The 25,857-nt window shown below is 70.3% G+C and carries 26 protein-coding genes and 5 pseudogenes; 23 read left to right on the forward strand and 8 right to left on the reverse strand.

The window, feature by feature from the left end:
• Position 1 precedes the first annotated feature (1 nt).
• Entirely contained in the window at positions 2 to 1,276 is a 1,275-nt protein-coding gene (locus tag H8R17_RS37740; protein ID WP_187827727.1) for a GNAT family N-acetyltransferase, read from the forward strand.
• Positions 1,277 to 1,459: 183 nt separating this feature from the next.
• Here H8R17_RS37740 and H8R17_RS37745 read toward each other — a convergent pair whose 3' ends face one another.
• Positions 1,460 to 1,645: a hypothetical protein gene (locus H8R17_RS37745; RefSeq protein ID WP_187827728.1), complete on the reverse strand. Its 186-nt coding sequence runs from the start codon at positions 1,643 to 1,645 to the stop codon at positions 1,460 to 1,462.
• Between the two features lie 173 nt (positions 1,646 to 1,818).
• Here H8R17_RS37745 and H8R17_RS37750 point away from each other — a divergent pair, with 173 nt between their 5' ends.
• Positions 1,819 to 2,736 (forward strand): FadR/GntR family transcriptional regulator, encoded by a 918-nt coding sequence (locus tag H8R17_RS37750; RefSeq protein ID WP_187827729.1) that lies wholly within the window; start codon positions 1,819 to 1,821, stop codon positions 2,734 to 2,736.
• Between the two features lie 39 nt (positions 2,737 to 2,775).
• Here the strand turns inward: H8R17_RS37750 and H8R17_RS37755 are convergent, their stop codons facing one another.
• Positions 2,776 to 2,964 (reverse strand): hypothetical protein, encoded by a 189-nt coding sequence (locus tag H8R17_RS37755; protein WP_187827730.1) that lies wholly within the window; start codon positions 2,962 to 2,964, stop codon positions 2,776 to 2,778.
• A gap of 196 nt (positions 2,965 to 3,160) precedes the next feature.
• On the opposite strand from H8R17_RS37755, the gene H8R17_RS37760 reads away from it, so the two are divergent.
• The 11 genes and pseudogenes from H8R17_RS37760 (at position 3,161) to H8R17_RS37810 (ending at position 11,612) form a co-directional block, all read left to right on the forward strand.
• Positions 3,161 to 4,039 carry a FadR/GntR family transcriptional regulator gene (locus H8R17_RS37760; protein WP_187827731.1) on the forward strand — a complete coding sequence of 293 codons (879 nt, stop codon included), beginning with the start codon at positions 3,161 to 3,163 and terminating at the stop codon, positions 4,037 to 4,039.
• Positions 4,039 to 4,779: an HAD-IA family hydrolase gene (locus H8R17_RS37765; RefSeq protein ID WP_316959650.1), complete on the forward strand. Its 741-nt coding sequence runs from the start codon at positions 4,039 to 4,041 to the stop codon at positions 4,777 to 4,779. The genes H8R17_RS37760 and H8R17_RS37765 overlap by 1 nt, the downstream gene beginning before the upstream one ends.
• A 286-nt stretch (positions 4,780 to 5,065) precedes the next feature.
• Positions 5,066 to 7,282 carry an aminoglycoside phosphotransferase family protein gene (locus H8R17_RS37770; RefSeq protein ID WP_316959651.1) on the forward strand — a complete coding sequence of 739 codons (2,217 nt, stop codon included), beginning with the start codon at positions 5,066 to 5,068 and terminating at the stop codon, positions 7,280 to 7,282.
• A gap of 35 nt (positions 7,283 to 7,317) precedes the next feature.
• Positions 7,318 to 7,512 (forward strand): annotated as a pseudogene (locus tag H8R17_RS37775) (TetR family transcriptional regulator); the annotation flags it as partial.
• Positions 7,512 to 8,245: pseudogene (locus H8R17_RS37780) on the forward strand (AAA family ATPase); the annotation flags it as partial. The pseudogenes H8R17_RS37775 and H8R17_RS37780, both read left to right, overlap by 1 nt.
• Before the next feature lie 389 nt (positions 8,246 to 8,634).
• On the forward strand, positions 8,635 to 8,892 hold the full coding sequence (locus H8R17_RS37785) for an SHOCT domain-containing protein (RefSeq protein WP_187827749.1): 258 nt from the start codon (positions 8,635 to 8,637) through the stop codon (positions 8,890 to 8,892).
• Between the two features lie 9 nt (positions 8,893 to 8,901).
• On the forward strand, positions 8,902 to 9,534 hold the full coding sequence (locus H8R17_RS37790; RefSeq protein WP_187827734.1) for a GAP family protein: 633 nt from the start codon (positions 8,902 to 8,904) through the stop codon (positions 9,532 to 9,534).
• 39 nt (positions 9,535 to 9,573) lie between these two features.
• Positions 9,574 to 9,983: pseudogene (locus tag H8R17_RS37795) on the forward strand (hypothetical protein).
• Between the two features lie 94 nt (positions 9,984 to 10,077).
• A pseudogene (locus tag H8R17_RS37800) lies at positions 10,078 to 10,469 on the forward strand (RraA family protein); the annotation flags it as partial.
• Between the two features lie 64 nt (positions 10,470 to 10,533).
• Positions 10,534 to 11,028 carry an HAD domain-containing protein gene (locus tag H8R17_RS37805; protein ID WP_187827750.1) on the forward strand — a complete coding sequence of 165 codons (495 nt, stop codon included), beginning with the start codon at positions 10,534 to 10,536 and terminating at the stop codon, positions 11,026 to 11,028.
• Positions 11,029 to 11,144: 116 nt separating this feature from the next.
• Positions 11,145 to 11,612 (forward strand): helix-turn-helix domain-containing protein, encoded by a 468-nt coding sequence (locus tag H8R17_RS37810; RefSeq protein ID WP_262505830.1) that lies wholly within the window; start codon positions 11,145 to 11,147, stop codon positions 11,610 to 11,612.
• A gap of 213 nt (positions 11,613 to 11,825) precedes the next feature.
• Here H8R17_RS37810 and H8R17_RS37815 read toward each other — a convergent pair whose 3' ends face one another.
• Positions 11,826 to 13,001, reverse strand: a complete 1,176-nt coding sequence (locus H8R17_RS37815) for an SGNH/GDSL hydrolase family protein (protein WP_187827735.1) — start codon at positions 12,999 to 13,001, stop codon at positions 11,826 to 11,828.
• Positions 13,002 to 13,005: 4 nt separating this feature from the next.
• The gene (locus H8R17_RS37820; RefSeq protein ID WP_187827736.1) at positions 13,006 to 13,596 is read right to left on the reverse strand and encodes a TetR/AcrR family transcriptional regulator; all 591 of its coding nucleotides are present in this window, start codon (positions 13,594 to 13,596) and stop codon (positions 13,006 to 13,008) included.
• Between the two features lie 87 nt (positions 13,597 to 13,683).
• Here H8R17_RS37820 and H8R17_RS37825 point away from each other — a divergent pair, with 87 nt between their 5' ends.
• Positions 13,684 to 14,379, forward strand: a complete 696-nt coding sequence (locus H8R17_RS37825; RefSeq protein WP_187827737.1) for a class I SAM-dependent methyltransferase — start codon at positions 13,684 to 13,686, stop codon at positions 14,377 to 14,379.
• A gap of 154 nt (positions 14,380 to 14,533) precedes the next feature.
• Here H8R17_RS37825 and H8R17_RS37830 read toward each other — a convergent pair whose 3' ends face one another.
• Together H8R17_RS37830 and H8R17_RS37835 are read right to left on the reverse strand one after the other, a co-directional pair.
• Positions 14,534 to 15,457 (reverse strand): RNA polymerase sigma-70 factor, encoded by a 924-nt coding sequence (locus H8R17_RS37830; protein WP_187827738.1) that lies wholly within the window; start codon positions 15,455 to 15,457, stop codon positions 14,534 to 14,536.
• Positions 15,458 to 15,658: 201 nt separating this feature from the next.
• Positions 15,659 to 16,603, reverse strand: coding sequence for an NAD(P)-dependent oxidoreductase (locus H8R17_RS37835; RefSeq protein ID WP_187827739.1), 945 nt, complete (start codon positions 16,601 to 16,603; stop codon positions 15,659 to 15,661).
• A 153-nt stretch (positions 16,604 to 16,756) separates the two neighbouring features.
• On the opposite strand from H8R17_RS37835, the gene H8R17_RS37840 reads away from it, so the two are divergent.
• Both H8R17_RS37840 and sigJ read left to right on the forward strand, forming a co-directional pair.
• A complete protein-coding gene (locus tag H8R17_RS37840; RefSeq protein ID WP_187827740.1) occupies positions 16,757 to 17,347 on the forward strand; it encodes a carboxymuconolactone decarboxylase family protein in 591 nt (196 codons plus the stop codon).
• Positions 17,344 to 18,208: pseudogene (sigJ, locus tag H8R17_RS37845) on the forward strand (RNA polymerase sigma factor SigJ). The gene H8R17_RS37840 and the pseudogene sigJ overlap by 4 nt, the downstream one beginning before the upstream one ends.
• A 16-nt stretch (positions 18,209 to 18,224) precedes the next feature.
• Here the strand turns inward: sigJ and H8R17_RS37850 are convergent.
• Positions 18,225 to 18,980, reverse strand: a complete 756-nt coding sequence (locus H8R17_RS37850; protein WP_187827741.1) for a helix-turn-helix domain-containing protein — start codon at positions 18,978 to 18,980, stop codon at positions 18,225 to 18,227.
• Between the two features lie 232 nt (positions 18,981 to 19,212).
• Here H8R17_RS37850 and H8R17_RS37855 point away from each other — a divergent pair, with 232 nt between their 5' ends.
• From H8R17_RS37855 to H8R17_RS37865, 3 genes are read left to right on the forward strand one after another with little or no spacing between them, the layout of a single operon-like run.
• The gene (locus tag H8R17_RS37855) at positions 19,213 to 19,884 is read left to right on the forward strand and encodes a DUF4097 family beta strand repeat-containing protein (RefSeq protein ID WP_187827742.1); all 672 of its coding nucleotides are present in this window, start codon (positions 19,213 to 19,215) and stop codon (positions 19,882 to 19,884) included.
• Between the two features lie 12 nt (positions 19,885 to 19,896).
• On the forward strand, positions 19,897 to 20,859 hold the full coding sequence (locus H8R17_RS37860) for an ATP-binding cassette domain-containing protein (RefSeq protein ID WP_187827743.1): 963 nt from the start codon (positions 19,897 to 19,899) through the stop codon (positions 20,857 to 20,859).
• Entirely contained in the window at positions 20,856 to 21,647 is a 792-nt protein-coding gene (locus H8R17_RS37865; protein WP_187827744.1) for an ABC transporter permease, read from the forward strand. The genes H8R17_RS37860 and H8R17_RS37865 overlap by 4 nt, the downstream gene beginning before the upstream one ends.
• Before the next feature lie 160 nt (positions 21,648 to 21,807).
• On the opposite strand, the gene H8R17_RS37870 is transcribed toward H8R17_RS37865, so the two are convergent.
• Positions 21,808 to 22,332: an ATP-binding protein gene (locus H8R17_RS37870; RefSeq protein WP_187827745.1), complete on the reverse strand. Its 525-nt coding sequence runs from the start codon at positions 22,330 to 22,332 to the stop codon at positions 21,808 to 21,810.
• A 17-nt stretch (positions 22,333 to 22,349) separates the two neighbouring features.
• On the opposite strand from H8R17_RS37870, the gene H8R17_RS37875 reads away from it, so the two are divergent.
• From H8R17_RS37875 to H8R17_RS37890, 4 genes are read left to right on the forward strand one after another with little or no spacing between them, the layout of a single operon-like run.
• A complete protein-coding gene (locus H8R17_RS37875) occupies positions 22,350 to 22,736 on the forward strand; it encodes a hypothetical protein (protein WP_262505831.1) in 387 nt (128 codons plus the stop codon).
• Complete coding sequence (locus tag H8R17_RS37880; RefSeq protein WP_187827746.1) at positions 22,733 to 23,266, forward strand: TniQ family protein; 534 nt, start codon at positions 22,733 to 22,735, stop codon at positions 23,264 to 23,266. Before H8R17_RS37875 ends, H8R17_RS37880 begins: the two co-directional genes overlap by 4 nt.
• A complete protein-coding gene (locus tag H8R17_RS37885) occupies positions 23,263 to 23,835 on the forward strand; it encodes a hypothetical protein (RefSeq protein ID WP_187827747.1) in 573 nt (190 codons plus the stop codon). Before H8R17_RS37880 ends, H8R17_RS37885 begins: the two co-directional genes overlap by 4 nt.
• 1 nt (position 23,836) lies before the next feature.
• The gene (locus H8R17_RS37890; protein ID WP_187827748.1) at positions 23,837 to 25,771 is read left to right on the forward strand and encodes an ATP-binding protein; all 1,935 of its coding nucleotides are present in this window, start codon (positions 23,837 to 23,839) and stop codon (positions 25,769 to 25,771) included.
• The last annotated feature ends 86 nt before the right edge of the window (positions 25,772 to 25,857 follow it).

Genomic DNA, 25,857 nt, shown 5'->3' on the forward strand with positions numbered 1-25,857 from the left:
CATCGACGTCCGCCCGATCACCGAGGCCGAGCTCGCCGACTGGAACCGCGCCCTGAACACCGGCTTCCTTCGCGAGCCCACCCCCACGCAGACAGTCCTCGACGCCCGCCGCAGCCAGTTCGTCCCCGGCCGTCTCCTCGGCGCGTTCGACAACGGCCTCCCCCACTCTCGGCTTCGCTCGAGCGGGGGGACCCCCATCGTGGCGACGTACCGCTCCTTCGCCCAGGAACTCACCGCCGTCGGCGGCAAACCCGTCCCCGCCGACGCCGTCTCCAACGTCACCGTGACCTCCACCCACCGCCGCCGCGGCCTGCTCACCCGGATGATCGCCCACGACCTGGCGGCCGCGAAGGACCGCGGGGACGTCGTCGCGACGCTCATCGCCGCCGAGTACCCGATCTATGGCCGCTACGGCTTCGGCCCGGCGACCTGGGTGGCCGAGTGGGCGATCGACGTACCGCGCACCGGCCTCGACCCGCGCTCGTCGGGCCCGGAGGACGGCGGCCGTATCGACCTGGTGGACGGCGAGGACGTCCGCAAGCTCGGCCCCGACCTGCACGAGCGGCTGCGCCGCGCCCAGCCGGGTGCCGTCAGCCGCGACGAGCTGTGGTGGAAGGCGGACACCGGCGTCGTGAGCCTCCTCGGCTCGCCCTGGACCGAGCCCTTCTACGCCGTGTACCGCTCGGCGTCCGGCGAGGTCGAGGGGATGGTGTCGTACACGGTGGACGACCGCTGGGGCGACGCCAAGCAGCCTCTGAACACGGCGAGCGTGAAGTGGTTGATGGCGGTCACCCCGGCCGCCGAACGCGCCCTGTGGCGGCACCTGTGCTCGATCGACTGGGTCGTGACGGTGAAGAGCGGTCCGCGCGCGCCCGACGACCTGCTCCCGTTCTTCCTGCCGGACCCGCGCGCGGCCAGGATCACCTCGCAGGCGGACTGGCTGTGGGTGCGGATCCTGGACGTCGTACGGGCCATGGAGGCACGTACGTACGGCGGTCAGGGGTCGCTGGTGCTGGAGGTGGCCGACCGGGACGGGCTGACCGGCGGACGGTACCGGCTCACGGCGTCCGCCGAGGGCGCGTCCTGCGCGGCGACCACCGAGAGCGCCGATCTGACGCTGGACGTGGGGGAGTTGGCCACGCTGTGGCTCGGGGACGAGTCGGCGGTGCGGCTGGCCGCGCTGGGCCGGGTGCGGGAAGAACGAGCGGGCGCCGCCCGTGAGGCCGACGCCCTGCTGCGTACGTCCAGGCGACCGTGGTGCCCGGACATGTTCTGACTGCTCCTCCTCTCTGCCGACGACAGGGACCGCTCATCCGTAGCGAGCTGATCGGTTGTGGTGGTTGTGCGCCTGTGCGGTTGTTGTTCGGTTGTGGCTGTGCGGTCGGTGTTCGGTTGTCGGTGTTCAGTTGTGGCTGTGCTGGCTGCACGGGCTCCCGGCTCCCCTCCGGAAGGGAGCCCGTCAGCCGGTCTGCGCGAGCAGCATCACGAGGATCACCGCGCCGATGCCGCTCATCATGGTGTTCTTCGCCTTGATGCCCACCGTCAGGGCGACCAGGGCCACGACGCCCATCGCCCCGAACTTCATCTGGACGAGCTGCTCGAAGGCTAAGACGAGGACGGCGAGGACGATGGCGATGAGCGGCATGGGCAGTCCTCCTTCGGCCATGGCCTCCAACTGCCTTCGATATGGCCAACCCCTTGGAGCTTTGACCATGTTCTGAAAGTTGGCGACCAACTTCACTGTACTTATCTCCGATTGGAAGCGACTCATAACCACCTTCCGTTGAACTGCCCAAAGATGGCGGGAAGTTGTAGTGTTTGGTTGTGGACCCGGAACACGCCACCGTCAATGGACGGAAGAGGTCACGGCGGTCACAACAGCAACAGAAGACGCCCCGCGACGTGGCCGAGGAGCTGCGCGCCCGGATCACGTCCAAGGCGCTCAAGCCGGGACAACGCATGCCCACCCAGGCCCGGTTGGCCGAGGAGTTCGGCGTCGAGCGCGGGGTCGTACGCCAGGCGCTGCGCCTCCTTCAGGAGGACGGCCTGCTCACCAACGTCTCCAAGGGCAGCCCGGCCACGGTCGCCTCCTTCCCCGGCAGGGCGCTGACCGGGCCGACCGCACCTCCGCTGCCCACGACGGTGGGCCTCGCACCGCGTATCACCGCCGCTTTCAGGGCCCCGCACGTCGAGATCGACGCCCTCTGTCTGACCTCGGTCTCCCTCAACCTCGCCATCGGGGAGCCGCTGCGCCAGATCCACGCCGGGCAACCGAAACCGGCCAAGATCGACATCCGGGTGCTGCTGCCGAGCCGGAACATCGACCTCGCCTTCCCGGTCCCGGTGGCCGGCAGCGACGGCGACCAGGTCCACGAGCGGTGGCTGGCGATGCGCAACGCCCAGGGCCAGGTGCTCCAGCACAATCTGCTGGCGCTGCGCTCCACGCACGGCATCGACGTGACCGTCTCCTTCCGCGCGCTGCCGTTCACGCCGCCGGTGAAGCTGTACCTGCTCAACGGGGCCGAGGCGCTGTTCGCCTACTACCGGGTGGCCCGCCGCGAGGCGGAGATCGACCACGAGCCGCTGGAGATGTACGACGCCCAGGGCACCCAGTCCATGCTGTTCTCGTTCGCGCAGGGCGCCGGGCTGCGCGACACCACGTTCGTGGAGCAGTCGCACCTGTGGTTCAACGCACTGTGGGAGACGATCAGTTCGGAGCTGGTGCTCACGAGCTGACGTCTCCCACGGGGCGGTTCCGGCCGGGATGCGCTCTGCTCACAGGGCGGGCCCCGCGACCAGGATCGCGAGCAGGACCGCTCCGACGGAGCTGACGGCCGGGCTGTTGGCCTTGATGCCTATGGTGAGCAGGAGCAGGCCGACGATGCCGACGGCACCGTACTTCCACTGGACGAGCTGCTCGAAGCCGATGACGAAAACGGCGGAGACGAGGGCGAGGGCGGGCATGGTCGTTCCCCCCTTCGGGCTGCTGGAGCGAGGCGGTTGTGGCGGGGAGGGGGCGAACTTCGGGCATATTTCGGAAGCAAAACCTCCGCCAACTTGGTCGAGTTGGTGACCAACTCACTCTATGTTGTCCCCACTTGGCTCCTACTTATAAACAACTTCAAAACAACTCCCGTTAGATGGATCGAAGTTGTAACGTTTGGTCGTGGCCCAGGAGAACGTGGCAGTGAACGGCAGCAGAAGGCTCTCGGCCGAGGAGGTCGCCGAGGCGCTGCGGGCGCGGATCCGTGCCGGCGACCTCAGGCCCGGTGACCGTCTGCCCACTCAGGCAGAGCTCGCCGAGGAGTTCGGCGTGGAGCGCGGCACCGTCCGCCAGGCCCTGCGCGCCCTCCAGGGGGACGGCCTGCTCAGCAACGTCAGCAAGGGCAGCCCGCCGCGCATCGCCGAGCCCGCGCCCGTGAGCGGGGAGCCGCAGCCGACGATGGTGGGGCTGGCCCCGCGGCTCACGGCGGCGTTCGCCGAGCCGCACGTCCGCATCGACGCCGCGTGCCTGACGGCGGAGAGTCTGATGGTGGCGCTGGGCGAGCCGGTCCGCCTGATCTACGACGGCACCCTGCGGCCCCAGTCGATCGACGCCCGCATCCTGCTGCCCAGCCGCGACATCCACCTGGCCTTCCCCGTCCCGGTGGAGGGCCGTGGCGACGACGACCCGGTCCACCAGCGCTGGCTGGCGATGCGCAACTCCCAGGGCCAGGTCCTCCAGCACAACCTCCGCGCGCTGCGCTACTCGCACAAGATCGACGTCAACGTCACCTTCCGGGCGCTGCCGTTCACCCCGCCGATGAAGCTGTACCTCCTCAACGGGCGCGAGGCGCTGCTCTCGTACTACATGATCACGCGCCGGGAGGAGCCGTCGGACGAGGGGACGCTGGACATGTACGACACGCTGGGCACCGAGTCCCTGCTCTTCTCCTTCGAGAAGGGGGCCGGTCAGCGGGACGCGGCATTTGTGGAGGAATCACAGAAGTGGTTCAACGCCCTCTGGGAAACGATCACCTCGGACCTCACACTCTCCTAGTGACTTCTGAGCGGACTGAAGCGGCGGCAGCGCAGACCGAGAACGATCCCGCGCAACTCCAGCAGCTGATCACGCGGGCCCGTGTCGTGCTCTGGGACTTCGACGGACCGATCTGCAGCCTGTTCGCCGGGCATTCGGCGGAGCAGGTGGCGATGGGGCTGGTGGAGTGGCTGGAGGGGCGGGGCCTGCACGGCCTGCTCACGGAGCACGAACGCGACTCCCCGGACCCGCACGTCGTGCTGCGTGCGGTGGACCGCAGACACTCCGGCAGCGACCTGGTCGCGGAGCTGGAGGAGCGTCTCACCACCGAGGAGCTGAAGGCCGCGCCCACGGCGATGCCCACCGAGTGGGCCGACCCCCTGATACGCACCTGGACGGCGGTCGGCGCCCGGATGGCCGTCGCGACCAACAACTCGCCGCGTGTCGTCCGCACGTACCTCAGGAGCCGTGGCCTGGAGGAGTGCTTCGCGCCGCACATCTACGGCCGTACCGAGGACCACCTCCACCGGCTCAAGCCCCACCCGCACTGCCTCAACCGTGCCCTGAGCGCGATGGGCTCGGCCCCGTCCGACGCCCTGATGATCGGCGATTCCCCCTCGGACGTGGAGGCCGCGGGCCGGGCGGGGGTGCCGTTTCTCGGCTTCGCGCGCAAGGAGCACAAGGCGAGGGTGCTCAGGGCGGCCGGTGCCACGGCCGTCGTCAGTTCCCTCGAACCGCTGCTCGTGACGTTCCGGGGATAGGCGTGTACGAGCCCGATGGAGGGTCGGCGAAGGGGCGCGGGGCACCTCATGGGGGTGCTGTAGCATGCCGAAACCTACTGAGCAACCGCTCGCCAGTCGGGTCAAGTCTCGTCGTCGTTCGTATCAGTAAACCGACAGGTCACTCTCGAACGACTACGCGCGGACATCACGCAGACGGGTGGAACCCCGCCCCGCGTGGCCCCCGAACGCCACGCTCGTCATGCGCACCGACACCCCCGTGTTTACCGTTTGCCATACCGTCCTCACCTCGTACCCGGAGCGGCCAGTGGGCGCACCTCCTCTTCCCCGTCCCTTTCGCGGGGAGCGCGCCACGCCCGACGACGAGCTCCGGGCGTTCGTGGCACGGGCCCGGCGGCTGGAGTCGGCCGGCAGCGGCCACCACAACCACAACCACGTGCTGGACGTGACGGAGCCCGTGGCCGAACGGCTCGGCCGCGGCCCCGGTACACGGGTGATCGTGCGCATCCCGCGCCCCGACGCGCTGCCGGTGGTCATCCGGACCTGGCGCAACGAGACACACATCCTGCGCGCCCTGAAGGGCACTCTGCCGCACGCGCCGGAGTGCCTGTGCGCGGGCGACGGCTTCGCGATCCACAGCTATGTGGACGGCGTCCCGCTCTCCCGCCTGACCGGCAACGGCAAACCCGTCGACACCCTGCACGTCAGGGAACTGGCCGCCCTGCTCGCCCGGACCACCCGGGTACGGCGGCGCACGCTGCCGCCGCTGCCGGCGTTCTGGCCCCGCGACACGGACAGCCAGGGCTTCCTGCGGACCCTGGCGCACCTGGCCGACCGGCAGATCAGACAGCCCAACTGGCCCGTCTTCGGCGGGCTGTTCGCGGCGCTCGGCGTGCCCGAGGACGCCCTGCCCCGGCTGGCCGAGCGCGTCCCGGCCATGTCCCGGCGGCCGTACAGCCTGCTCCACACGGACCTGCACCGCGACAACGTGATCGTCACCGACGATCCCGGCACGCCCCTGGTCTGCGTCGACTGGGAGCTGGCGACGTACGGCGACCCGCTGCACGACCTGGCGACCCACCTGGTGCGCATGCGGTACCCGGACCACCAGCGGGCCGAGGTCGTCGAGGAGTGGGCAAGAGCCATGCGCGAGGTCCGGCCCGCCGCGGTCGCCGGCCTCGCCAGGGACCTGGACCACTACCTCGCCTTCGAACGCGCCCAGTCCGTCTACCCGGACGTGATGCGGGCCGCGCACGACGTGCGGCGGGCGTTCGGCGCAAACGGGACCGAAGGGGAGGGGCTCGACGACGCGGAGCGGCGGCTCGACGCGGCGGCGCTGCGGGTTCAGGAGGCCCTGGAGGCCGCCGCTGAACCGTTGCGCCTGGGCAACGTGCCGAGCCGGTCGGAGATCAGCGGGGCGCTCTTCCGGTGGCTGCTCTCGCGCGGCGAGGGCGAGGAACGCGGCCGGATCGCGCGGGCCTTCCCCTGGCAGCCCGACCGGCGGGTTCCCGAGCACCCCGAGTTGCCCGCGTGGGCCGTGCAGGCGGCGCTGGCCGAGGAGGGCGCCGCCCCGGCGAGCCGGGTGTTCAAAGGCACCGGGCACCTCAACACGGTGGTCCGCGTGCCGGGCGTCGGCTTCCCCGTGGTCGTACGCCGCAAGCTCCCCGACGACTGCCGCCGCGAGGGCGGCTTCCTCAGCGAGCACAGCGTGCTGCGGGCCATCGCCGAGGCGCCGGTCGCCGTGGCCGCCCCCCGGGTCCTCGCGCTGGGCACCAGCTACCCGGGCGACCCCTTCGCCATCCACACGTACGAGGTCCCCGGCGACCCCGGCCGGCTGCCCGGCCACCCGGTGCACGGACTGCTGCCGCACGAGGCGGACGGGCTGGTCGACCAGCTGTGCGCGCTGACCCGCGTGAAGTACGAGCAGGTCGACCCTGCGGCCGGCGAGGGCCGCTTCCACCGCTGGCTGTGCGGTCATCTCGTCGCGCTCGTGGAGCAGTTGCCCGAGGACTCCAAGCAGGCCGCCCGGCACCTGGGGCTGCCCGACGCGGACCGGCTGCACGAGATGCTGGCCCGCCACCGGGTGAGCGAGCGCAGGCCGGCCCTGCTGCACGGCGACCTGAACCCGTGGAACCTGGTGCGCCGCGCCGACTCCCTGGCGCTGACCATCATCGACTGGGAACTGGCGGTGGTCGGCGACCCCCTCTACGAACTCGTCCGGCACATGCACCTCACCCCCACCAGACCGGAGATCCGGGACCGCATGTTCCGCCGCTGGGAGAGCGGCCTGCCCGACGAGTACACCCGCGACTGGCGGCGGGACTGGCGGGTCTACCGCTGGCTGGAGATCGTCCGCTCCGCGTACGTCGACCTCGACCGGCTGGTGACCGGGGCGGGCCTGGACGCGCCCAACGTGCGCCGCGCGGTGGAGTCGTACGCGATGACCCTCGCGGCGGCCAAGGGCACGCTCGGCCTGCCCGTACGACCTGGTGAGACCCCAGGTCTGGGGCGTGCGCCGGCATAGCGGGCGCCCGTGGAGGCGGGCGTAGGCTCACCGGCATGAACGAGACGGGAGCGGGCGGGGCCGGGCTGCGGGAGCGCAAGAAGCGGCGGATGTATCAGGTGCTGTCGGACGTCGCCGTGCGGCTCTTCCTGGAGAAGGGGTACGACGCGGTGTCCGTCGCGGAGGTGGCCGCCGCGGCCGAGGTGTCCAAGCCGACGCTGTTCCGGTACTTCCCGGCCAAGGAGGACCTGCGCGCTGGTCAGCCGCCGACCTGGTCCTGCTCGACGAGGTCGCCGGGCTCATCGAGCACCCCGAGGGCTACGGCCATGTCGTCGTCGACGAGGCGCAGGACCTCTCCCCGATGGAGTGCCGGGCCATCGCCCGCCGGTGTGCCTTCGGCTCGCTGACCGTGCTGGGCGATCTGGCGCAGGGGACCACGCCGTGGGCTGCCGGTCGTGGGACACGGTCATGCGGCACCTGGGGAGACCGGACGCGGCCGTGGTGCCGCTGACCACCGGGTTCCGGGTGCCCAAGGCGGTGGCCGAGCTCGCGGGCCGGCTGCTGCGGCGCCTGGACGTCGACGTGCCGCAGGCCCGGTCGCTGTGCGGGGACGGGGAGTTGGTGATCCGTCAGGTGTCGCCGGGCGAGCTGCCGGATGCGGTCGTGGACGCCGTACGGGACGCGCTCGCGCGGGAGGGCTCTGTCGGGGTCGTCGCGGCCGACGCCGACGTGGACCGGGTGCGGGCCGCTCTCGACGCGGCCGGCCTGCCCGCGGCGGGCCCGCAGGAGCCGGGGGCGCGGGTGGCCGTCGTACCGGCAACGCTCGTCAAGGGCTTGGAGTACGACCATGTCGTCGCCGTCGAACCGGCCGCGATCGCGGAGGCGGAGAGACCCGAGGAACGCGGTCTGCACCGGCTGTACGTGGTGCTGACGCGGGCGGTGTCGCGGCTGGTGGTGGTGCACGGGCGGGCGCTGCCGTTCTAGTGACTCGACCGTACCGAGGGCGTGCGGACGTCGCATTGCCGAGCTCGCCGGGCCGGAGCCGGACCAGGGCCACGATCAGCCTGACCACGGTGCGGCGTGTGTGCCCCCGGAGCTTGCGCGGGTCCGGTGCGAACCCGGTGGATGTCGGTCCCGACGGAGTCGGCCGACATGCGGATCTTCTGGTCGGGTGGTCCACTGGAACGGCGTTGCCATTGCCTTCCGATCCTCGCGTGGCCGCAGCAGCGGTATGTGCGAGAGCTTCTGGGCCGCACCACTCGCCGATGCCATGAGGCGCAGCGGCGCTCGACTGGAGGCCGCGATGGCCGGCACCCGGCCGTGAACGGCAACAGCGTAGAGACAAGTCGGACAGTGACAGAGAGGTGCCTGCCATGCCAGGTCCGCTTCGCGGCGTTGCCCGCACCGCGGCCGTCGCCGGAACGTCGGCGGCGGTGTCGAACCACGTTTCCCGGCGCCAGGTGGGCCGGTGGGCCCGGCAGGACGCACAACAGACCGCAGCCGTTCAGCATCCGTCCGCAGCACCGGAAGACAAGATCGCCTTGCTGACGGAGCTGGGCGAACTGAAAACACAGGGCGTGCTGACGGAAACGGGGTACGAGAACCACAAGCGCCAGGTCCTCACCGGGTGAACACCAGCCGTGGACGGCCTGCGGATCCTCCCTCTCGCCATCACCATGATGGTGGGACCTCAGATCATGTCGGCCATCATCTTCGTGACGGCGCCGAAAGCGGTCCGGGTGTCCCTGGGGTTCCTGACCGGAGTGGCGATCGCCACCACGGCGGGCGTGGCCGTCATGACGGGCATCGCCGCCGCCTTCGGCAACGCCGTCGATCTCGGCGACTCATCCGAGAACGGCTCCGTCGGCCGGATCATCCAGTACGCACTCGTCGCTCTCCTGGCAGCCGCCGCGCTCAAGAACTGGATCAGACGCGAAAGCATCGAGCCGCCGAAGTGGCTCGGCAGGCTGATGGGTGCGGACCCGGGCAAGGCGTTCAAAATCGGCCTGCTGGTCATCCTCCTGATGCCGTCCGACATCGTGATCATGCTGACCGTCGGTGTCCATCTGGAGCAGGGCGGGGGCTCCTTCGCCGAGGCACTGCCGTTCATCGCCCTGACGATCCTGGTCGCAGCACTTCCGCTGCTGGTGCGTCTGTCGTTCGCCGGGCACGCCGAAGCTGCCATGCGGAGGATCCGCGACTGGACGAACACACACAGCTGGCTGGTGAGCATCATCGTGTGCGTGATCTTCATCGTCCTGATCCTCGTTTGACTCGCAAGTGACCCACGCGCAAGTGACAAGGAGGACGTCATGGCTCAGACGACATACCAACGCCCACAGCGTTCCATGGAGGTGGCCGGCGGACTGGTGGCATTCGGCGCGGTCATGCTGGTCATCGGAGGCATTCTTGACATATTCCGCGGCATCATGGCCCTCGGCGATGACGCCATCATCGTCTCACGCCGGACTACGTGTTCAGGTTCGACACGACCGGCTGGGGATGGATTCACCTGATCCTCGGTGCGCTGGCCGTTCTGGTCGGCCTCAGCCTCTTCAAAGCCCGGACCTGGGCCCGCGTCGTCGGGGTCGGGCTGGCAGGACTGCTCCTGATCTCCAGCTTCCTGACCCTGCCTTACTACCCGGTCTGGTCGGTCGTCCTGATCGCGATCTACGGCTTCATCATCTGGGCCCTGTGCGTCGTCCAGCCGCGAGACACATGAATGGGGCGACTTCCTGCGGCCATGCCGGGAGCCGGGGGGACACCGGACGCAAGGCAGCCCGCGGCAAGCGCACCGTGACGTGCGACTTCAACGCTACGCGCTGGCCGGCGGCAACGTCTGCGCCGTCGCCCGGCGCCGGGGCATCGCGGGTTCGTCGCCGACGGGCTGATCCGGGACCTCGCCGAGGTGCGGGAGCTGGGCTTCCCCGTCTTTGCCCGGGGCGTCATCCCGATTCCGGGCACCAAGTCGGCCGTGCGGCCGCTGAACGAGCGGGTGCGGTGCGGCGGGGTGTCCGTCGACGCCGGGGACGTGGTCGTGGCCGACGAGGAGGGGGTCGTGGTCGTACCGGGTGCCCGGCGCGAGGAGGTGCTGGCCGCCGCGCGGGGCAAGCTGGCCAAGGAGGCGGAGGAGTCGCTGGAGGCGTGGGAGGCGGCGCACCGGACGCGGATCGACGGGATCCTGGCGGAGCGCGGGTTCGTGGGCTGACCCGTCTCAGGGACGGAGGTCGGACCCCTGTCGCCGGAGCGCACAACGGTCGATTCTGGTGCTGATGCTCCTCTTCCTCGACGTCGACGGAACGCTCATCCCGTTCGGGGCGGCGCGGCCGTCTCCGGTGTACGGGAGGGATCCCGTATGGCCCGAGGCCTCCGGCCATCCCCTGCTGTCCCGCATCGACCCCGCGCTCGGCCCCCGGCTCGCGGCGCTGGACTGCACACTGGTGTGGGCCACGACCTGGGGCGACGAAGCCAACGACTGCGTCGCGCCCCGGCTCCGGCTGCCCCGGCTGCCGGTGGTGGACTGGCCGGAGCAGAGCGCGGACGTGGCCGAGCCGGGCGGGCCGCACTGGAAGACCCGGCCCCTGGTCGCCTGGGCGGCGGGCCGGCCGTTCGTCTGGCTCGACGACGAGATCACCGACGCCGACCGGGCGTGGGTCGCCGCCCACCATCCCGGGCGGGCCCTCCTGCACCGGGTGGATCCCGGGGCGGGGCTCACGGACGCCGACCTCGCGGTGGTGGAGGAGTGGCTCGGCGGGGTGTGCGGGTGACGGGTGTGCATGCGGACTTCGGGTACGTTGCCGTGGTCGGGCAGGCGGCGCAGTACGTCCTCGCGCAACTCGACGCGAGTACATTGCGAAGTGTCACCATCGCAATGGGGGTCAGTATGCCCGACGCCGACTCCGCTGCCCCAGACCGCATCGGGGAACGCATCCGGGAGTTCCGAGCCATCCGCGACTACTCACTGTCCGAACTCGGCAGGCAGGCACACATCTCGCCGAGCATGCTGTCCCGCATCGAGAACGGCGAACGGTCCGTGACAATCGGGGCTGAGACTCTTGGCGGATGGCCGCTTACGGCCCAGAAGCAGCCCCGCACCAAGCCGAGATGCGCGGGGCTACCGATGGGTGCGTGTTTCATCTACCTACGTCGGAGGCGCCTGAGGCGCCGACGGCCTGGCGCGGATCGGTCGTGCAAGATCAACCACAGCCACACCGCACCGCAGAGAGCTGTTCCCTCTAGCAACGCAGTCAGAGGCAGCAGAGCACCGCGACCGCCGGTCGTCACCGCCGCAAGGACGGTATACCCCACAGCGCCAAGGGTGATCGCACCAAAGATCCACCGGGCCAGGTGACGGGCGGCGGCTCTGCTATGGACGCTCTCAGACTCGTTCTTGGCGCCTCCGTTCTGTTGTTGCTATCCGGCTCCCGGGCGCACAAACCCAACGGTGGCCTTCTCGGTTGTCAAGCCGTTGCTGTCGGCCGTCACTGACCGCTCGCCGCCTGTGCTGGTGGTGTTCTTCCCGGTGGGTGCCGGCGGACTTGCCTGTTGGGGGCCGTGGCCTCGCTCAGATTGCCAGCGGGCCGCCTGCCGTGAAGGCCCGTTCGGCGAAGCGGGTGCCGATGCGGTGGTGGGTGGGGGCGTCCGGGTGGAGGCCGTCGGGCAGGGGGAGTTCGGCGGCGTCGGGTTCGCCGTAGAGGGTGCGGCCGTCGAGGTAGTGCAGGTGTGGGTCGTCGGCCGAGCGCTGGTCGACGATGCGGGAGAGCGCGTCGCGGATGACGGTCAGGGTCAGTTTTCCGGCGGGGACCTCGGCGGGGTCGCCGGTGGCCCGGAAGCGGAGCTGTCCGGTGCTGAGCGAGCCGGGGTCGAAGGCGGCGGGGCCGGGGGTGTCCTCGTGGATCGGGCACAGGAGGGGGGAGACGACCAGCAGCGGCGTCGTGGGGTGGCCCTCGCGGATGGTGTCGAGGAAACCGTGAACGGCCGGAGTGAAGGCGCGCAGCCGCATCAGGTCGGCGTTGACCAGGTTGATACCGATCTTGACGCTGATCAGGTCGGCGGGGGTGTCCCGCATCGCCCGGGCGGTGAAGGGGTCGAGCAGGGCGCTGCCGCCCAGACCGAGGTTGACCAGCTCCACGCCGCCGAGGGAGGCGGCGAGCGCGGGCCAGGTGGTGGTGGGGCTCGCCGCGTCGGAGCCGTGGCTGATCGAACTGCCGTGGTGCAGCCACACCTTGCGGCCCAGGTCCGGTACCGGCTCGACGGGGGCGTCCGTGCGCAGGGCGACGAGCTCGGTCGTCTCGTTGTGCGGCAGCCAGATCTCGACGTCCTTCACGTCGTCGGGCAGGCCGGTGAAGCGCAGGGTGCCGGGCTCGCCGGACCGATGCTCCACGGCCCAGGTCGCCATGTCGATGGTCACGGTGTCGCCGCCGGTCACCGTGCCCTGCCCGCACAGGCGGCCGTCGACGAGGAGGTCGTACACGCCGTCCGGGCGGGGCGGCGCACCGACGTACACCCGCTTGGTCGGCACGGTGTCCAGCTCCACGGCGGTGGCGCGGGTACGGAACGCCAGCCGTACGCCGGAGGGCTGGGACTCGGCCATGGCGAGCTGACCGTCGGCGCACTGCGCGCGGGCCCGGGCGGGCAGCCGGTGCGGCAGTACGCCGCGCTCGGTGCGCTCCAGGTCGAGGGCGCCGCGCACGAGGCCGGCGGTGAGGGGGGTGGTGATCCAGGTGTTCCCGGTGGGCATGGGGTCAGCTTTCCGGCGAGGGTGTGGGCTCGGGCCAGTTGCGCAGCAGGGCGTCGAGGGCGTCCAGGATCCGCGACCAGGTCTCCTGTGTGTCGGGGGCGCTGTGGCTGAAGCCGCCGCCCAGCTCCAGGCTGACGTAGCCGTGGAAGACGCTGCCCAGCAGCCGCACGGCGTGCGTCTGGTCGGGCTCGGTCAGGTCGTAGCCGCGCAGCAGCGCCCGGGTCATCCGCGCATGCCGTACGCCCGCGCTCGCGGCCGCCGTCTGCGGGTCGAGCCTGAGCTGGGCCGCGGCGTAGCGGCCGGGGTGCTCGCGGGCGTAGTCGCGGTAGACGTTCGCGAGGGCGGCCAGGGCGTCCTTGCCGGCCCGTCCGGCCAGGGCGTCGGCGGCGCGGTCGGCGAGTTCCTCCAGGGCGAGCAGGGCCATCCTCGTGCGGAGGTCCTGGGAGTTCTTCAGGTGCGAGTACAGGCTCGCGACCTTCACGTCGAACCGCCGGGCCACCGCCGACACGGTCACCTGCTCGAACCCGACCTCGTCCGCCAGCTCCGCCCCCGCCCGGACCAGACGTTCGGTGGTGAGTCCTGCGCGTGCTGCCATAACCGTCCCTTCATCTGCCCTAACGGATTATGTGTTTGCCTAAGCCTTTTAGGCAAACGGCAACCAGGCCACTGCTAGGTTCACCGCGTGACCGACACCCACTCCGCCCACCTCGCCGCCATCCGCGCGTCGTACGACACCGTCGCCGCCGCCTACGCCGCCCGCGTCAAGGCGCCCACCGAGCTGGATCCCCTGTCCCGCGCGGTGCTGGGCGCGTTCGCTGACCTCGTCCGGGCCGACGGGCGGGGGCGACCGGGGCGACCGGGGCGACCGGTCGCGGACCTGGGCTGCGGCCCCGGCAAGGTGACCGCGCACCTGGCCGCGCTGGGGCTGCCCGCCTTCGGCGTCGACCTGTCGCCGGAGATGGTCGCGCTGGCCCGCGCGGCGCATCCCGGCCTGCGATTCACCGTGGGCTCGATGACCGCGCTGGACATCGGCGACGACGAACTCGGCGGCATCCTGGCCTACTACTCCACCCACCACACGCCGCCGCGGTGGCTGCCGGACGTCTTCGCCGAGTTCCACCGCACCCTGGCGCCCGGCGGCCACCTGATGCTGGCCGGTCACGTGGGCGACGGCGAGCACCTGCGCCCGACACAGGCCTACGGCGGCCATCCGGTGTCGTACGAGTCCCATCTGCTGCCGGCCGGGCGGATCGCCAACCTGCTGGAGCGGGCCGGGCTGGCCGTCACCGCGCGGCTCGTGCAGGAGCCGGAGGAGGGGATGCGGCGGAGGGCCGCGACGATCCTGGCCCGCAAACCGGACCGGCGCCCTACGGGGTGAGGGCGTCCTCCGAGAGGGGGCGCCCGCCGGGACAAGGGGGCGCGCGCCGGGACGAGGGGGCGCGCGCCGCGTCGGCGAAGATCCGGGCGAGCGGGGAGAGCGCGTCCCAGCGGCGGACCGCCCCGCCGACCGGGAGCGATCGTGCTCCGGCGGGTCAGCTCGAAGGCCGGCGGGCCTGTTTCACCTCACGGTCGACCGCCCAGGCGTCCCCCACCGGCCCCACGTGTGCGAGCTTGTCGGGGTTGAGCACCGAGCGGATGGTCTGGATCCGCCCGTCGAGGACGTCGAACGCCATGGCGGTGAGGACCCGGCCGTCGCGGTCGCGGAGGATCGCGCCCGGCTGGCCGTTCACCTCGTGCGGCTCGAACGCCACATCCACCCGGGTGAGCAGCGGGCCGACCGAGCCCAGCAGCCGGGCCACCTTCTCGGTGCCGACGACGGCCCTGGCCAGCTGCGGTGCCTTGCCGCCGCCGTCGCCGACCATCTGCACGTCGGCGGCGAGCAGCTCCCGCAGCCCGTCGATGTCGCCCTCCCGCAGCGCGTCGAAGAACCGCGCCGCCAGTTCCTCTCGCTCCCGCCGGTCCGCCTCGAACCGGGGGCGACCCGCGTCCATGTGCCGCCGCGCCCGCACCGCGAGCTGGCGGCACGCCGCCTCCGAGCGCCCCACGGCCGACGCGACCTCGGGAAAGCCGAACCCGAACACCTCCCGCAGCACGAACACCGCCCGCTCCAGCGGACTGAGCCGCTCCAGCAGCACCAGCGCCGCCATCGACACCGAGTCGGCCAGCTCGGCCGACCGCGCCGGATCCTCGTAGGGGTCGGCGAGCAGCGGCTCGGGGAACCACGGGCCGACGTACTCCTCCCGCCGTACGCGGGCCGAGCGCAGGACGTCGATGGAGATCCGGGTGACCACGGCCGAGAGAAACGCCCGGACCGATCTGGGCGACGTCGCGGAGCCCGCGAACCGCAGCCAGGTCTCCTGGACCGCGTCCTCGGCCTCGCTCACGCTGCCCAGGATCCGGTACGCGATCGCGAACAACAGCGGCCGCAGCTCCTCGAACTCCTCGGCCTTGCTCATACCGGCGCCTCCTTGCCCTCCCCGGCTCTGAGCGACGCCGGCTATTCCTCGGGCGCCTCGGTACTGGGTCACGCCGGTACCTCCTCGAACTGCTCGCCCCTGGGTCACGCCGACTCCTCCTCGAACTCGACGGCCCCGGTCATACCGGCTCCTCCTCGACTTCCCTGACTTCCTTGACTTCCCCGACTTCCCCGGCTCTGGTCATGCCCGTGTCTCGGTCTTCCGGTTCACGCCCAGCTCTTCCTTGAAGCCGTCGCGCCACGAGGGATAGCGCAGCTCCCAGCCCAGCTCCCGCTTCGCCTTGGCGTTGGAGAATCCGCGGCCCTCGGTCATCATGGACACCGCGAACTCCCCGGCCAGCAGCCTGGCCAGCCACTTGGGAACCCGCATCGGCCGCTTCGCCCCCGCGCACGCGGCGAGATACGGCAGCCAGTCGCGGACCTGGGCGGGCTCGTCGTCGACGATGTTGAACACGCCCCTCGCCCGCTGCTCCACGACCAGGACGGTGGCGCTCGCCGCGTCGTCGAGGTGCACCCACGAGTTCCAGCCGTTGCCCTCCCCGACGAGCGGGAACTTCCGCTTGCGCACCATCTCGACCACGTCGTCGCTGGCGCCCGGCCCGTAGAACCCGCCGTAGCGCAGGACCGTGCCGCCGGCCTTGGGCACCACATCCTGGATGTGCATGACACCCTCCGAGAGCCTGCGCACCACCGCAGCCGAGCCCGGGTCGATCGGGTCCTCCTCGGTCAGCAGTCCCGTGCCGGGCCCGTAGCTCTGCGCGAAGCTCTGCACGACGACGTGGGGGACGCCGGTCGCCTCGGCGGCGGCCAGCAGGTGGTCCGTGCCCTCGATGCGCAGCCGGTTGGTGGGGGTGAAGAACCGGTCGGGGTGCCGCATGTCGGGCTTGCCGGTGCCGAGCCCGGTCATCTGGTGCACGATCGCGTCCGGCCGGGCCTGGGCCACCGCCTCACCGACCGACACCGCGTCCAGCCCGTCCATCACGACGCCATGCGCGCCCAGCTCCTCCAGCAGGCGCAGCTTGGCCGCGCTCGTCGTCGTAGCCGTCACCTGGTGTCCCCGGGCCACCAGCTGCGGCACCAGCCGCCGCCCCAGGGCCCCGCTCCCGCCTGCCACGAACACTCGCATGACCGTCACCCTCCTCCTGTTTCCCGTCCGCTGTCTCTACGACCTCGGACGAGACAGCACCGGCTGTCTGTGACATGGCCGGCGGTCGTTGTCACATCCGGGGCCCGTCGGTGTCTTCATGCCGACCGAGTCAAACGTCCAGGGAGGACACCGATGACGCTCCGCGTCCCGAAGGCCGAACTCCCCGTCGAGCTCAGGGAGAACCTGATCAAGCAGTTCGGCGCCGTACCCGAGAATGCCGAGGTGCTGTGGCACAGTCCCACGGTCGCCCGGGACAGCCTGGACTACGGCGGCAGGGTGGGCGCCTGGGACGCGGCCGACGCGAGCCTCAAGACGTTCGCGCACATGGCCGTCGCCGCACAGGTGGGCTGCAGCTGGTGCCTCGACGTCGGCTACTTCCAGGCGCAGAACCAGAACCTGTACCTGGCGAAGGCGAGCCAGGTGCCGCGCTGGCGGGAGCCGGAGGCGTTCACGCCGCTGGAGCGGGACGTCATGGAGTACGCCGAGGCCATGACGAACACGCCGCCGACCGTCACCGACGAGCTGCACGCGGGCCTGCTCGGCCGGCTCGGCGCGGCGGCACTGGTCGAGCTCACCGCGTACATCGCCTTCGTCAACCTGGCGACCAGGGCCAACGTGGCGAACGGGGTCCGGTCGCAGGGCTTCTCCACCGCGTGCGGGATACCGCTGGCCGCGCGTCCCGAGAAGTCCGGCGAGCAGTCCGGCGCGGCGTCGACGCGATGACCGAGAACGACCCGTACGTCACCCACCGCAGCCTGCACCGTCGCCTACGAGCTGCTCGGTTCGGCGGCCGACGCGGAGGACGTGCTCCAGGAGTCCTGGCTGCGGTGGGCCGGCGTCGATCACGCGCAGGTGCGTGACGCGCGCGCCTACCTCGTCCGGCTCGTCACCCGGCAAGCCCTCAACCGCCTGCGCACCCTGTCGCGCAGCCGCGAGGAGTACGTCGGTGAGTGGCTGCCGGAACCCCTGCTGACCAGCCCCGATGTCGCCGAGGACGTCGAGTTCGCGGAGAGCGTCTCGATCGCGCTGCTCACCGTGCTGGAGACGCTCGGGCCGACCGAGCGGGCGGTGTTCGTGCTCCGCGAGGTCTTCGAGCTGCCGTACGGCGAGATCGCCGAGGCCGTCGGGAAGTCCGCGGCGGCGGTACGGCAGAGCGCGCGCCGGGCTCGTGCGCACGTGGCGGCCCGGCAGCCGCGGGTGCGGGTGACCCCGTCGGAGCAGCAGGCCGTGGTGGAGCGGTTCCTGACCGCGTTGCGCACCGGGCGGTGGCAGGAGCTGCTGGAGGTCATGGCACCGGACGTGGTCCTGGTCACCGACGGCGGAGGGTTGGTGGCCGCCGCTCTGGCCCCGATCCACGGAGCCGAACCGGTGGCGACGCTGCTGGCCAACGCGCACCGCGCGGTCACCGCACTCGACACGACGACCGTATGGCTCAACGGCACGCCTGCCGGGCGAATCGACTTCGACGGCGAACCGACCGCGGTCAGCCTCGTTGTGGACAACGGCCGGGTCACCCGGATCTACGTGGTGCGCAACCCACGGAAGCTGACGCGGCTGGACCAGCCTGCTGAACTCGCGAGGTAAGCAGGCCTCTGCCCGGCTATCCGGCATCCGAATGTGGCGTGGCAGTGCCGCCCGCGGTCGTTTCGGGTTTCGTGTGGAGGATCGCGCGGGCCTGCTCCGCGGAGCGGGCGGTGCTCTCGCTGACGAAGTCGAGGAAGCGCGCGATGTTCTCGAAGCGGGCGCCCGCGGGGGTGTGGGGGCCGAGGATGCCGACGCCCTGCCGTGCGGTCTGGACGACCTGGGCGATGGCCCGGGCGCTGGCCATCATCGACTCGTACATGAGGTCGTCGTCGACGACATAGCGCTCGCGGCGGCGTTCGTTGCGCTCCCGGCGGACCATGCCCTGGCTCTCCAGGAACGCGATCGCTTTGGAGACGGACGCCGGGCTGACATCGAGGCGCTGGACGAGTTCGGACGCGGTGAGGCTGCCGGAGTCGGTGAGTATGAGGGTGGCCAGGACCCGGGCCATCATCCTGGGCATGCCCGACTGCATCATGACGGTCGTGAACGTCTCCTCGTACGCGCGGACGGCCTCGGCGTCGCGCCCGTAGGCCTGCGGGGACGCCCCCGTGCCCCGGGGCGCGGCCTGTCGGCCGCGGTGGGCCCGGCGTTCGGTGGCACGGTGGGCCAGGTCGGCGCGGTAGGCGGTGGGGCCGCCGTTCCGCATCACCTCACGCGTGATCGTCGAGGTCGGACGGTCGAGACGTCTGGCGATCTCCGCGTAGGCGAGGCCGTCGGCCAGCCCCAGCGCGATCTGCTGACGTTCCTGCTGGGTGAGCCTGCTTCCCGGCATCGCGGTCTCCTTCGTGCTCTCCGAATGCCTCGACGATAGCGTTCATGTCCAATCCATTGCAACGAAGTGAGCAGTTGCTGTTGCGTTAGTTGCCAAACCATTGCAACGATTTTTCGCCTTCTACCTGCATTAATGTCGATTGAGTGCAACGAATTTGTTGCTAGATCTTTGAACGCAACGTAGCTTTTCCGCTGTCAGAAACAAGAGCACCAAGGAGCCGAAGGAGAGCACGATGCAGAAGTTCGACACCCCCGCCCCGGTCTCCGCCGTTCTGGACATCCCCGCGGGGCGCATCCAGTTCATCGCCGCCCACCGGGCCGACACCACGGTGGAGGTGCGGCCCGCGGACACCTCGAACGGCCGCGACGTGAAGGCGGCGGAGCGGACCACGGTCGAGTACGACGACGGTCTTCTGCGGATCGCGGCCGCACCGGCGAAGAACCGGATCCTCGGCAGCTCCGGATCCGTCGAGGTGACCATCCAGCTGCCCGTCGGCTCCCGCATCGAGGCGCAGGCGGCCAGCGCCGAGTTCCGGGGCGTCGGACGGCTCGGCGACGTCGCCTTCGAGGGCGCGCAGGGCTCGGTCAAGCTCGACGAGGCCGCGTACGCCCGCCTCACCCTCCTCGCCGGTGACGTCTCGGTCGGCCGCCTGGGCGGCCCCGCGGAGATCAGCACCCAGAAGGGCGACATCCGGATCGCCGAGGCCGTGCGCGGCACGGTCGAACTGCGCACCGAGGCCGGCGACATCTCGGTCGGCGCCGCCCGCGGAGTCTCCGCCTCCCTGGACGCCGGCACCACCTACGGCCGGATCACCAACGCGCTGAAGAACACCGACGGCGCCGCCGCCGGACTGAACATCCACGCGACCACCGCCTACGGCAGCATCGCCGCCCGCAGCCTCTGAGGAGCACCCATCATGACGAACCCGGCCATCGCGGCGAACGGGCTGCGCAAGTCCTACGGCGACAAGGTCGTGCTCGACGGCATAGACCTGACCGTCCCCACCGGCACCGTCTTCTCCCTGCTCGGACCGAACGGCGCCGGCAAGACCACCGCCGTGAAGATCCTGTCCACGCTCATCACCGCCGACGGCGGGCAGGCCCAGGTCGCGGGCCACGACCTCGCCACATCACCGGACGGGGTGCGTGCCGCGATCGGCGTCACCGGCCAGTTCTCCGCCGTCGACGGCCTGATCACCGGCGAGGAGAACATGCTCCTCATGGCGGACCTGCACCACCTGTCCAGACGCGAGGGGCGGCGGGGCACCGCCGAGCTGCTGGAGCGCTTCGACCTTGTGGAGGCCGCGAAGAAGCCCGCCGCCACCTACTCCGGCGGCATGAAGCGCCGCCTCGACATCGCCATGACCCTGGTCGGCGACCCGCGGATCATCTTCCTCGACGAGCCGACCACCGGCCTCGACCCGCGCAGCCGCCACAACATGTGGCAGATCATCCGCGAGCTCGTCACGGGCGGCGTCACCGTCTTCCTCACCACCCAGTACCTGGAAGAGGCCGACGAACTCGCCGACCGCATCGCCGTACTCAACGACGGCAAGATCGCCGCCCAGGGCACCGCCGAGGAGCTGAAGCGGCTCATCCCCGGCGGCCACGTGCGACTGCGCTTCTCCGACCCGGCCGCGTACCAGAGCGCCACCTCCGCGCTGCGCGAGGTCACCCGGGACGACGAGGCACTGTCACTGCAGATCCCCAGCGACGGCAGCCAGCGCGAGCTGCGCTCCCTCCTCGACTGGCTGGACTCCGCCGGCATCGAGGCCGACGAGCTGACCGTACACACCCCCGACCTCGACGACGTCTTCTTCGCCCTGACCAGCTCCACCGTGCCGCGCCAGCCCAACCAGCCCAAGGAGACCGCCCGGTGACCTCCCTCTCCCTCGCCGTACGCGACTCGTCCACGATGCTGCGCCGCAACCTCCTGCACGCCCGGCGCTACCCGTCCATGACCCTGAACCTGCTGCTCACGCCGATCATGCTGCTGCTGCTCTTCGTCTACATCTTCGGCGACGTGATGAGCGCGGGCATCGGTGGCGGCGGCGCCGACCGCTCCGACTACATCGCCTATATCGTCCCGGGCATCCTGATGATGACCATCGGCAGCACCGTGATCGGGGCCGCGGTGTCCGTCTCCACCGATATGGCCGAGGGCGTCATCGCCCGTTTCCGTACGATGGCGATCCACCGCGGCTCTGTGATCATGGGGCACGTCGTCGGCAGCGTGCTGCAGGTGCTCGCCAGCCTGGTCCTCGTCGGGGCCGTCGCGGTGGCCATCGGCTTCCGCTCCACCAACGCCACGGCCCTGGAGTGGCTGGCGGCGTTCGGGCTGCTCGCGCTGTTCGCCCTGGCGCTCACCTGGATCGCGGTCGGCATGGGCCTGGCCAGCCCGAACGCCGAGGCGGCCGGCAACATGGCCATGCCGCTGATCCTCCTCCCGCTCATTTCGAGCGCCTTCATCCCGGCCGACACGATGCCGGGCTGGTTCCAGCCGATCGCCGAGTACCAGCCGTTCACCCCGGCCATCGAAACCCTGCGCGGCCTGCTGCTCGGCACCGAGATCGGCCACAACGGGTGGCTCGCGATCGTCTGGTGCCTGGGGCTGAGCGCCCTCGGCTACCGCTGGTCGACGGCGCTGTTCAACCGCGACCCCAAGTAACCGCCATGACAGCGCGGGCCACCTCCCGCAACTCGTCCCACCCCAGGGCGGCGCACTCCGAGACCGCGTCGGTGTACGCCGCCCCGTCGGCGTTCTCGGCTGCCTGCCGGAGTGCGGCCGCAGCGAGGTGCGGATCGGTTTCCGACGGTGACGGCGGACCTCAACTCTTGACGGCCTCTGCGATCTGCCGGGCCACCTGGGCGGGCGTGAGATGCGTGGTGTCGACGACCTCGGCCTCGCCGTGTAGCCACGTGCGGGCCGCCTCGGCGTAGGGCTCAAGGTATTTGAGACGGAATGGGGAGGGGACGGGGTGCTCCCCCTCGATGCGCCCGCGGAGGGTGCCCTGGTCGGCGTGGAGGACGAAGTGCCGTACCGGAATGGCATGTTGGGCGAGGCCCGTGCTGATCTCGCGCCAGTACTGCTCGATAAGGACAGTCATGGGTATCACCAGAGTGCCGCCGGTGTAGTCGAGTACGCGGCGGGCGGTCTCGACTACGAGCGGCCGCCACGGCGGCCAGTGCTGGAAGTTGTCCGCCCCGGGCCCGGGCAGCCCCGGCGTGATGTCCATGAGTGTCTCGCCGACCTTCTCGGCGTCGAACACCCGTGAATCCGGGATCAGCTGCTGCACGAGTGCACTGGTCGTCGTCTTGCCTGCGCCGTGGGTGCCGTTGATCCATACGATCACGGGACCCAACGCTAGCGTTGTGCGGGCCGCGGGAACGGGCACAGCAGAAATCCGCTACTTCGCGTCTCAACCCGAACAGCGAGCCATTACCGGAGTACCTCTACCTCCGCACCCACGGCATCGTCGGCCTCCTGCGGCGCCTGGTCGAGGACGGGCTGGCCAAGGCGATGGAGAGCGGCCTGGAGGACCTGACCATCGACCTCCTCGACGAGGTCACCATCAACCTGGGCAACATCCCCGGCAAGGACGGCGTACGGGACCCTGAAGCAGGAGAGATCCCCGACGTCGACACCGCCCCGCAGCCGCAGCCGCAGGTGAAGCCGGCCGGGGAGACACCGAAGGCCAAGAAGGGTCGCAACACAGTTCTCGACGACCGCGGCACCCCTCCGGCGGCCGAGGCATGACCCTGCGTCCCCTGCCCCGCACGCTCACGCCTCTCGAGGACGAGTCGCTGGTGGGGCTCATCCTGCGCCTGGCCCACCACAGCGGGAGTACGCCCGCTGCCATCGCCGCACGCATGGGCCTCTCGGACCGCCGCGGAATCCACGTTCCGGCAGGATCGCTGCTCACCCTCCTTCCGCGCAGACTCGCCGAAGCCGCGCATGTGGCAGGCCTGTCGCTCCCCGAGATGGAGAACCTCCTGCTGGCTCCCCTCGGCGTGCGCTACGGACCGCTCAGCCAGCAGCACGCACCGTGGTACGGACCTCAACTCCTCACCCAGCCCCGGCGGTGGGTCCACCTCCGCACCACCCAGTTCTGTGAGCGTTGCCTGGCTGGGAAGGGCAGCCCTCTGGGAGCCAGGCTCGGCGGCCCCTGGAAGAGGCACTGGCACCTGCCGGTCGTCTTCGCCTGCGTCGAGCACCGCCGTCTGCTCCGCCGCTGTTGCCCCCACTGCGGGTCCGAGAATTTCAACACGGATGAGGAAGCCTCATGACCCACAGCGCCGACTTCGAGACCGCGGTAGCGCGCATGCGGACGCAGCGGCGGCAGGCAGAGCAGCGTGAGGTCCACTACCACGAGGCGCGCATCCTCCTGCTCATCTCGCAGTTCACCACCCCCAAAGGGGGGCTCGACGGTCTGACAAAGCTCGCCAAACTCGACTTCCTGCTGCGCTATCCAGCGATGCTGGAACGTCTCCTGCCCGCTGGCGAGGCGTCGTGGCCGGCAGGAACCGCCCCCACACCACCCGAGCGCCTCGCGGTCGAAAGCCGTATGACCCGCTACAAGTACGGTCCCTGGGACCAGCGCTACTACAGCGTCCTCGGCTCGCTCGCCGCCCGCGGCCTGATCGTCTACAGCAACAGCGCCAGAGCCGAATTCCGCGCCACGCCGCAGGGCGCCGCCGCCGCGGCCTCTCTTGCCACAACGCCGGAATGGGCCGTTGTCGCCAGCCGGATCAAGCTGCTCAAGCGGCATTTCAACAAGTCAGGATCGGCCTTGAAGAACCTCATCTACGACCGTCTGCCCGACGCCGTCGACCGGCCCTGGCGGACGGAGATCTGACATGGCCGTCCACCTGCGCATCGTCTCTTTGACCGTCACGACCGCCGAGGCGGAACAGACCTACCGCTTCGGCCGTCCGGCCACAGTGATCACCGGCCCCATCGGCACTGGCAAGTCCAGTCTGCTGATGCTCTTCAAGCACGCCCTCGGCGGCAGTGCCATGCTCACCCCGGCGGTCCGCGACCACGTCCTGTCGGTCCAGGCCGAGGTCGCGGCCGGCGATGAACGTGTCGTCCTCCGGCGGACCATCGAGGGAGACACCGCCGACTCCGTGGATCTCCTCGATCCACACTCCCTCGCTCTGGAACGCACCCTGCCTCTGCGGGCCTCGGAAGGCGTCACCACGCTCTCCGACCACCTCCTGGACGCGCTCGGCTTCCCGCGCGAACAGATCGCCGCACGGCGAGAAGGAGCAGCGAGGCCGCAGAACCTCACCTTCAACGACCTGTACGCCTACGCCTACCTCCAGGCACGCGAGATCGACCGCCAGGTCGTCGGTCACCTGGACAGCTGGTTTGAGACCAAGCGCAGAGAGCTCTTCCGCCTGATGTTCGGGCTCACCGACAGTGCGCTCATGGAGCTCAAGCGCACCAGGAACCAGCTCTTGGACACACTGAAGGCCAGAACCGCCGAGCACGACAACGTCAGCTCCTTCCTGGCAGCCTCCGACCCCCGCAGCGACGACGAACTGCGGGCCGAACTCACTCAGCTGCGCGACACCCTGGAGCGGGCATCGTCCGCCCTGGCCAGCCTCCGCACCGAACTTGAGGAACAGACCGCCGCCGACACCGCGGTGCGTGACGAGCTGCAGAACGCCATCCGCGCCGCGCGGCAGACCGAAGAAGAAGTGTCCGCGGCCGCCGACCTCGTGGAGGCGCGGCATGCCGTCGTTGCTCAGGTACAGCTCGACCTCTCCCGTCTCGCACGGTCGGTCACGGCCATCGACCAGCTCTCCCCCTTCGAGTTCGTCGTCTGCCCGCGGTGCATGCAGTCGCTGGCGGCCCGGGCCGTCGAGGATGGTCACTGCCTCGTCTGTCTTCAACCCGACCCAGTTGAGGCCGACATCGACCCGGCTGCCATCGAAGAGACACGTACGGCCCTGCAGCAGCAGCTTGAGGACGCACAGCGCATCCAGCAGTCGGACGAGGCGCACCTGCAGACCGTCCAGGAGCGGTCGCAGCAACTCAGCTTCGCCGTCACCAGCCTGCGCCGGGAGCTCGACGCCCAGACTCGTGATGCGGTCGCCCCGCGCTTCGACGCCATCGCCGAGGCCAGTTCCCGCGTGGCCTCGCTCAAGGCCAGCATTGATGCCATCACCCAACTGCGCGAATCCTGGGCACGGGTGCGCACCATCGACGCCGACATCCGCTCACTCAAGGCCGACCGCCGGCAGGTGAACAAGGACATCAAGGAGAAGTCCGAGCAGCTCAAGGCCAGCCAGACTCTGCTCGGTGACCTCAGCACTGAGTTCAGCCGACTGCTCACCGGCTGGAACCTGCCCTGGGTCGACACGGCTGTCATCAACCGCGACACCTACCTGCCGGTGGTCAACGGACGGCCCTTCGAGACCCTCCAGGCTTCCGGCGGGGGCATCGCCACCTCCGTCAACCTCGCCTACAGCCTCACGCTCCTTGCCTTCGGACTCGACCACTCCGACGTCCTCGTTCCATCGCTCCTCGTGATCGATTCACCGCGCAAGGCGTTTGGCAACAACGCCTCCGACCGGCAACGCGCGGCCGAGATCTACAGTCGCTTCAGGACGCTGGCTGACGCATATGGCGAACGCTTGCAACTGATCATCGCCGACAATGACCCCCCGCCCATCACCAGCGACTCCTTCGGCAAGGTGGAGTTCGACTACCAGAACCCCATGGTGCCCGGCGTGGATCATCCCGGCCCTGATCAGGTCACTCCCATCGAAAGTCAAATCGGATAGCTAGTGGTGTGTCGCTGCTTAATTACGGTGTGTCTGGTTGGGAGGTTGGTGTCTGGCAGATTCCTTCCCCTTTGCCAGACAGGGCT

This window comes from Streptomyces sp. TRM68367 (genome assembly GCF_014495685.1).
Classification (GTDB): Bacteria; Actinomycetota; Actinomycetes; order Streptomycetales; family Streptomycetaceae; genus Streptomyces.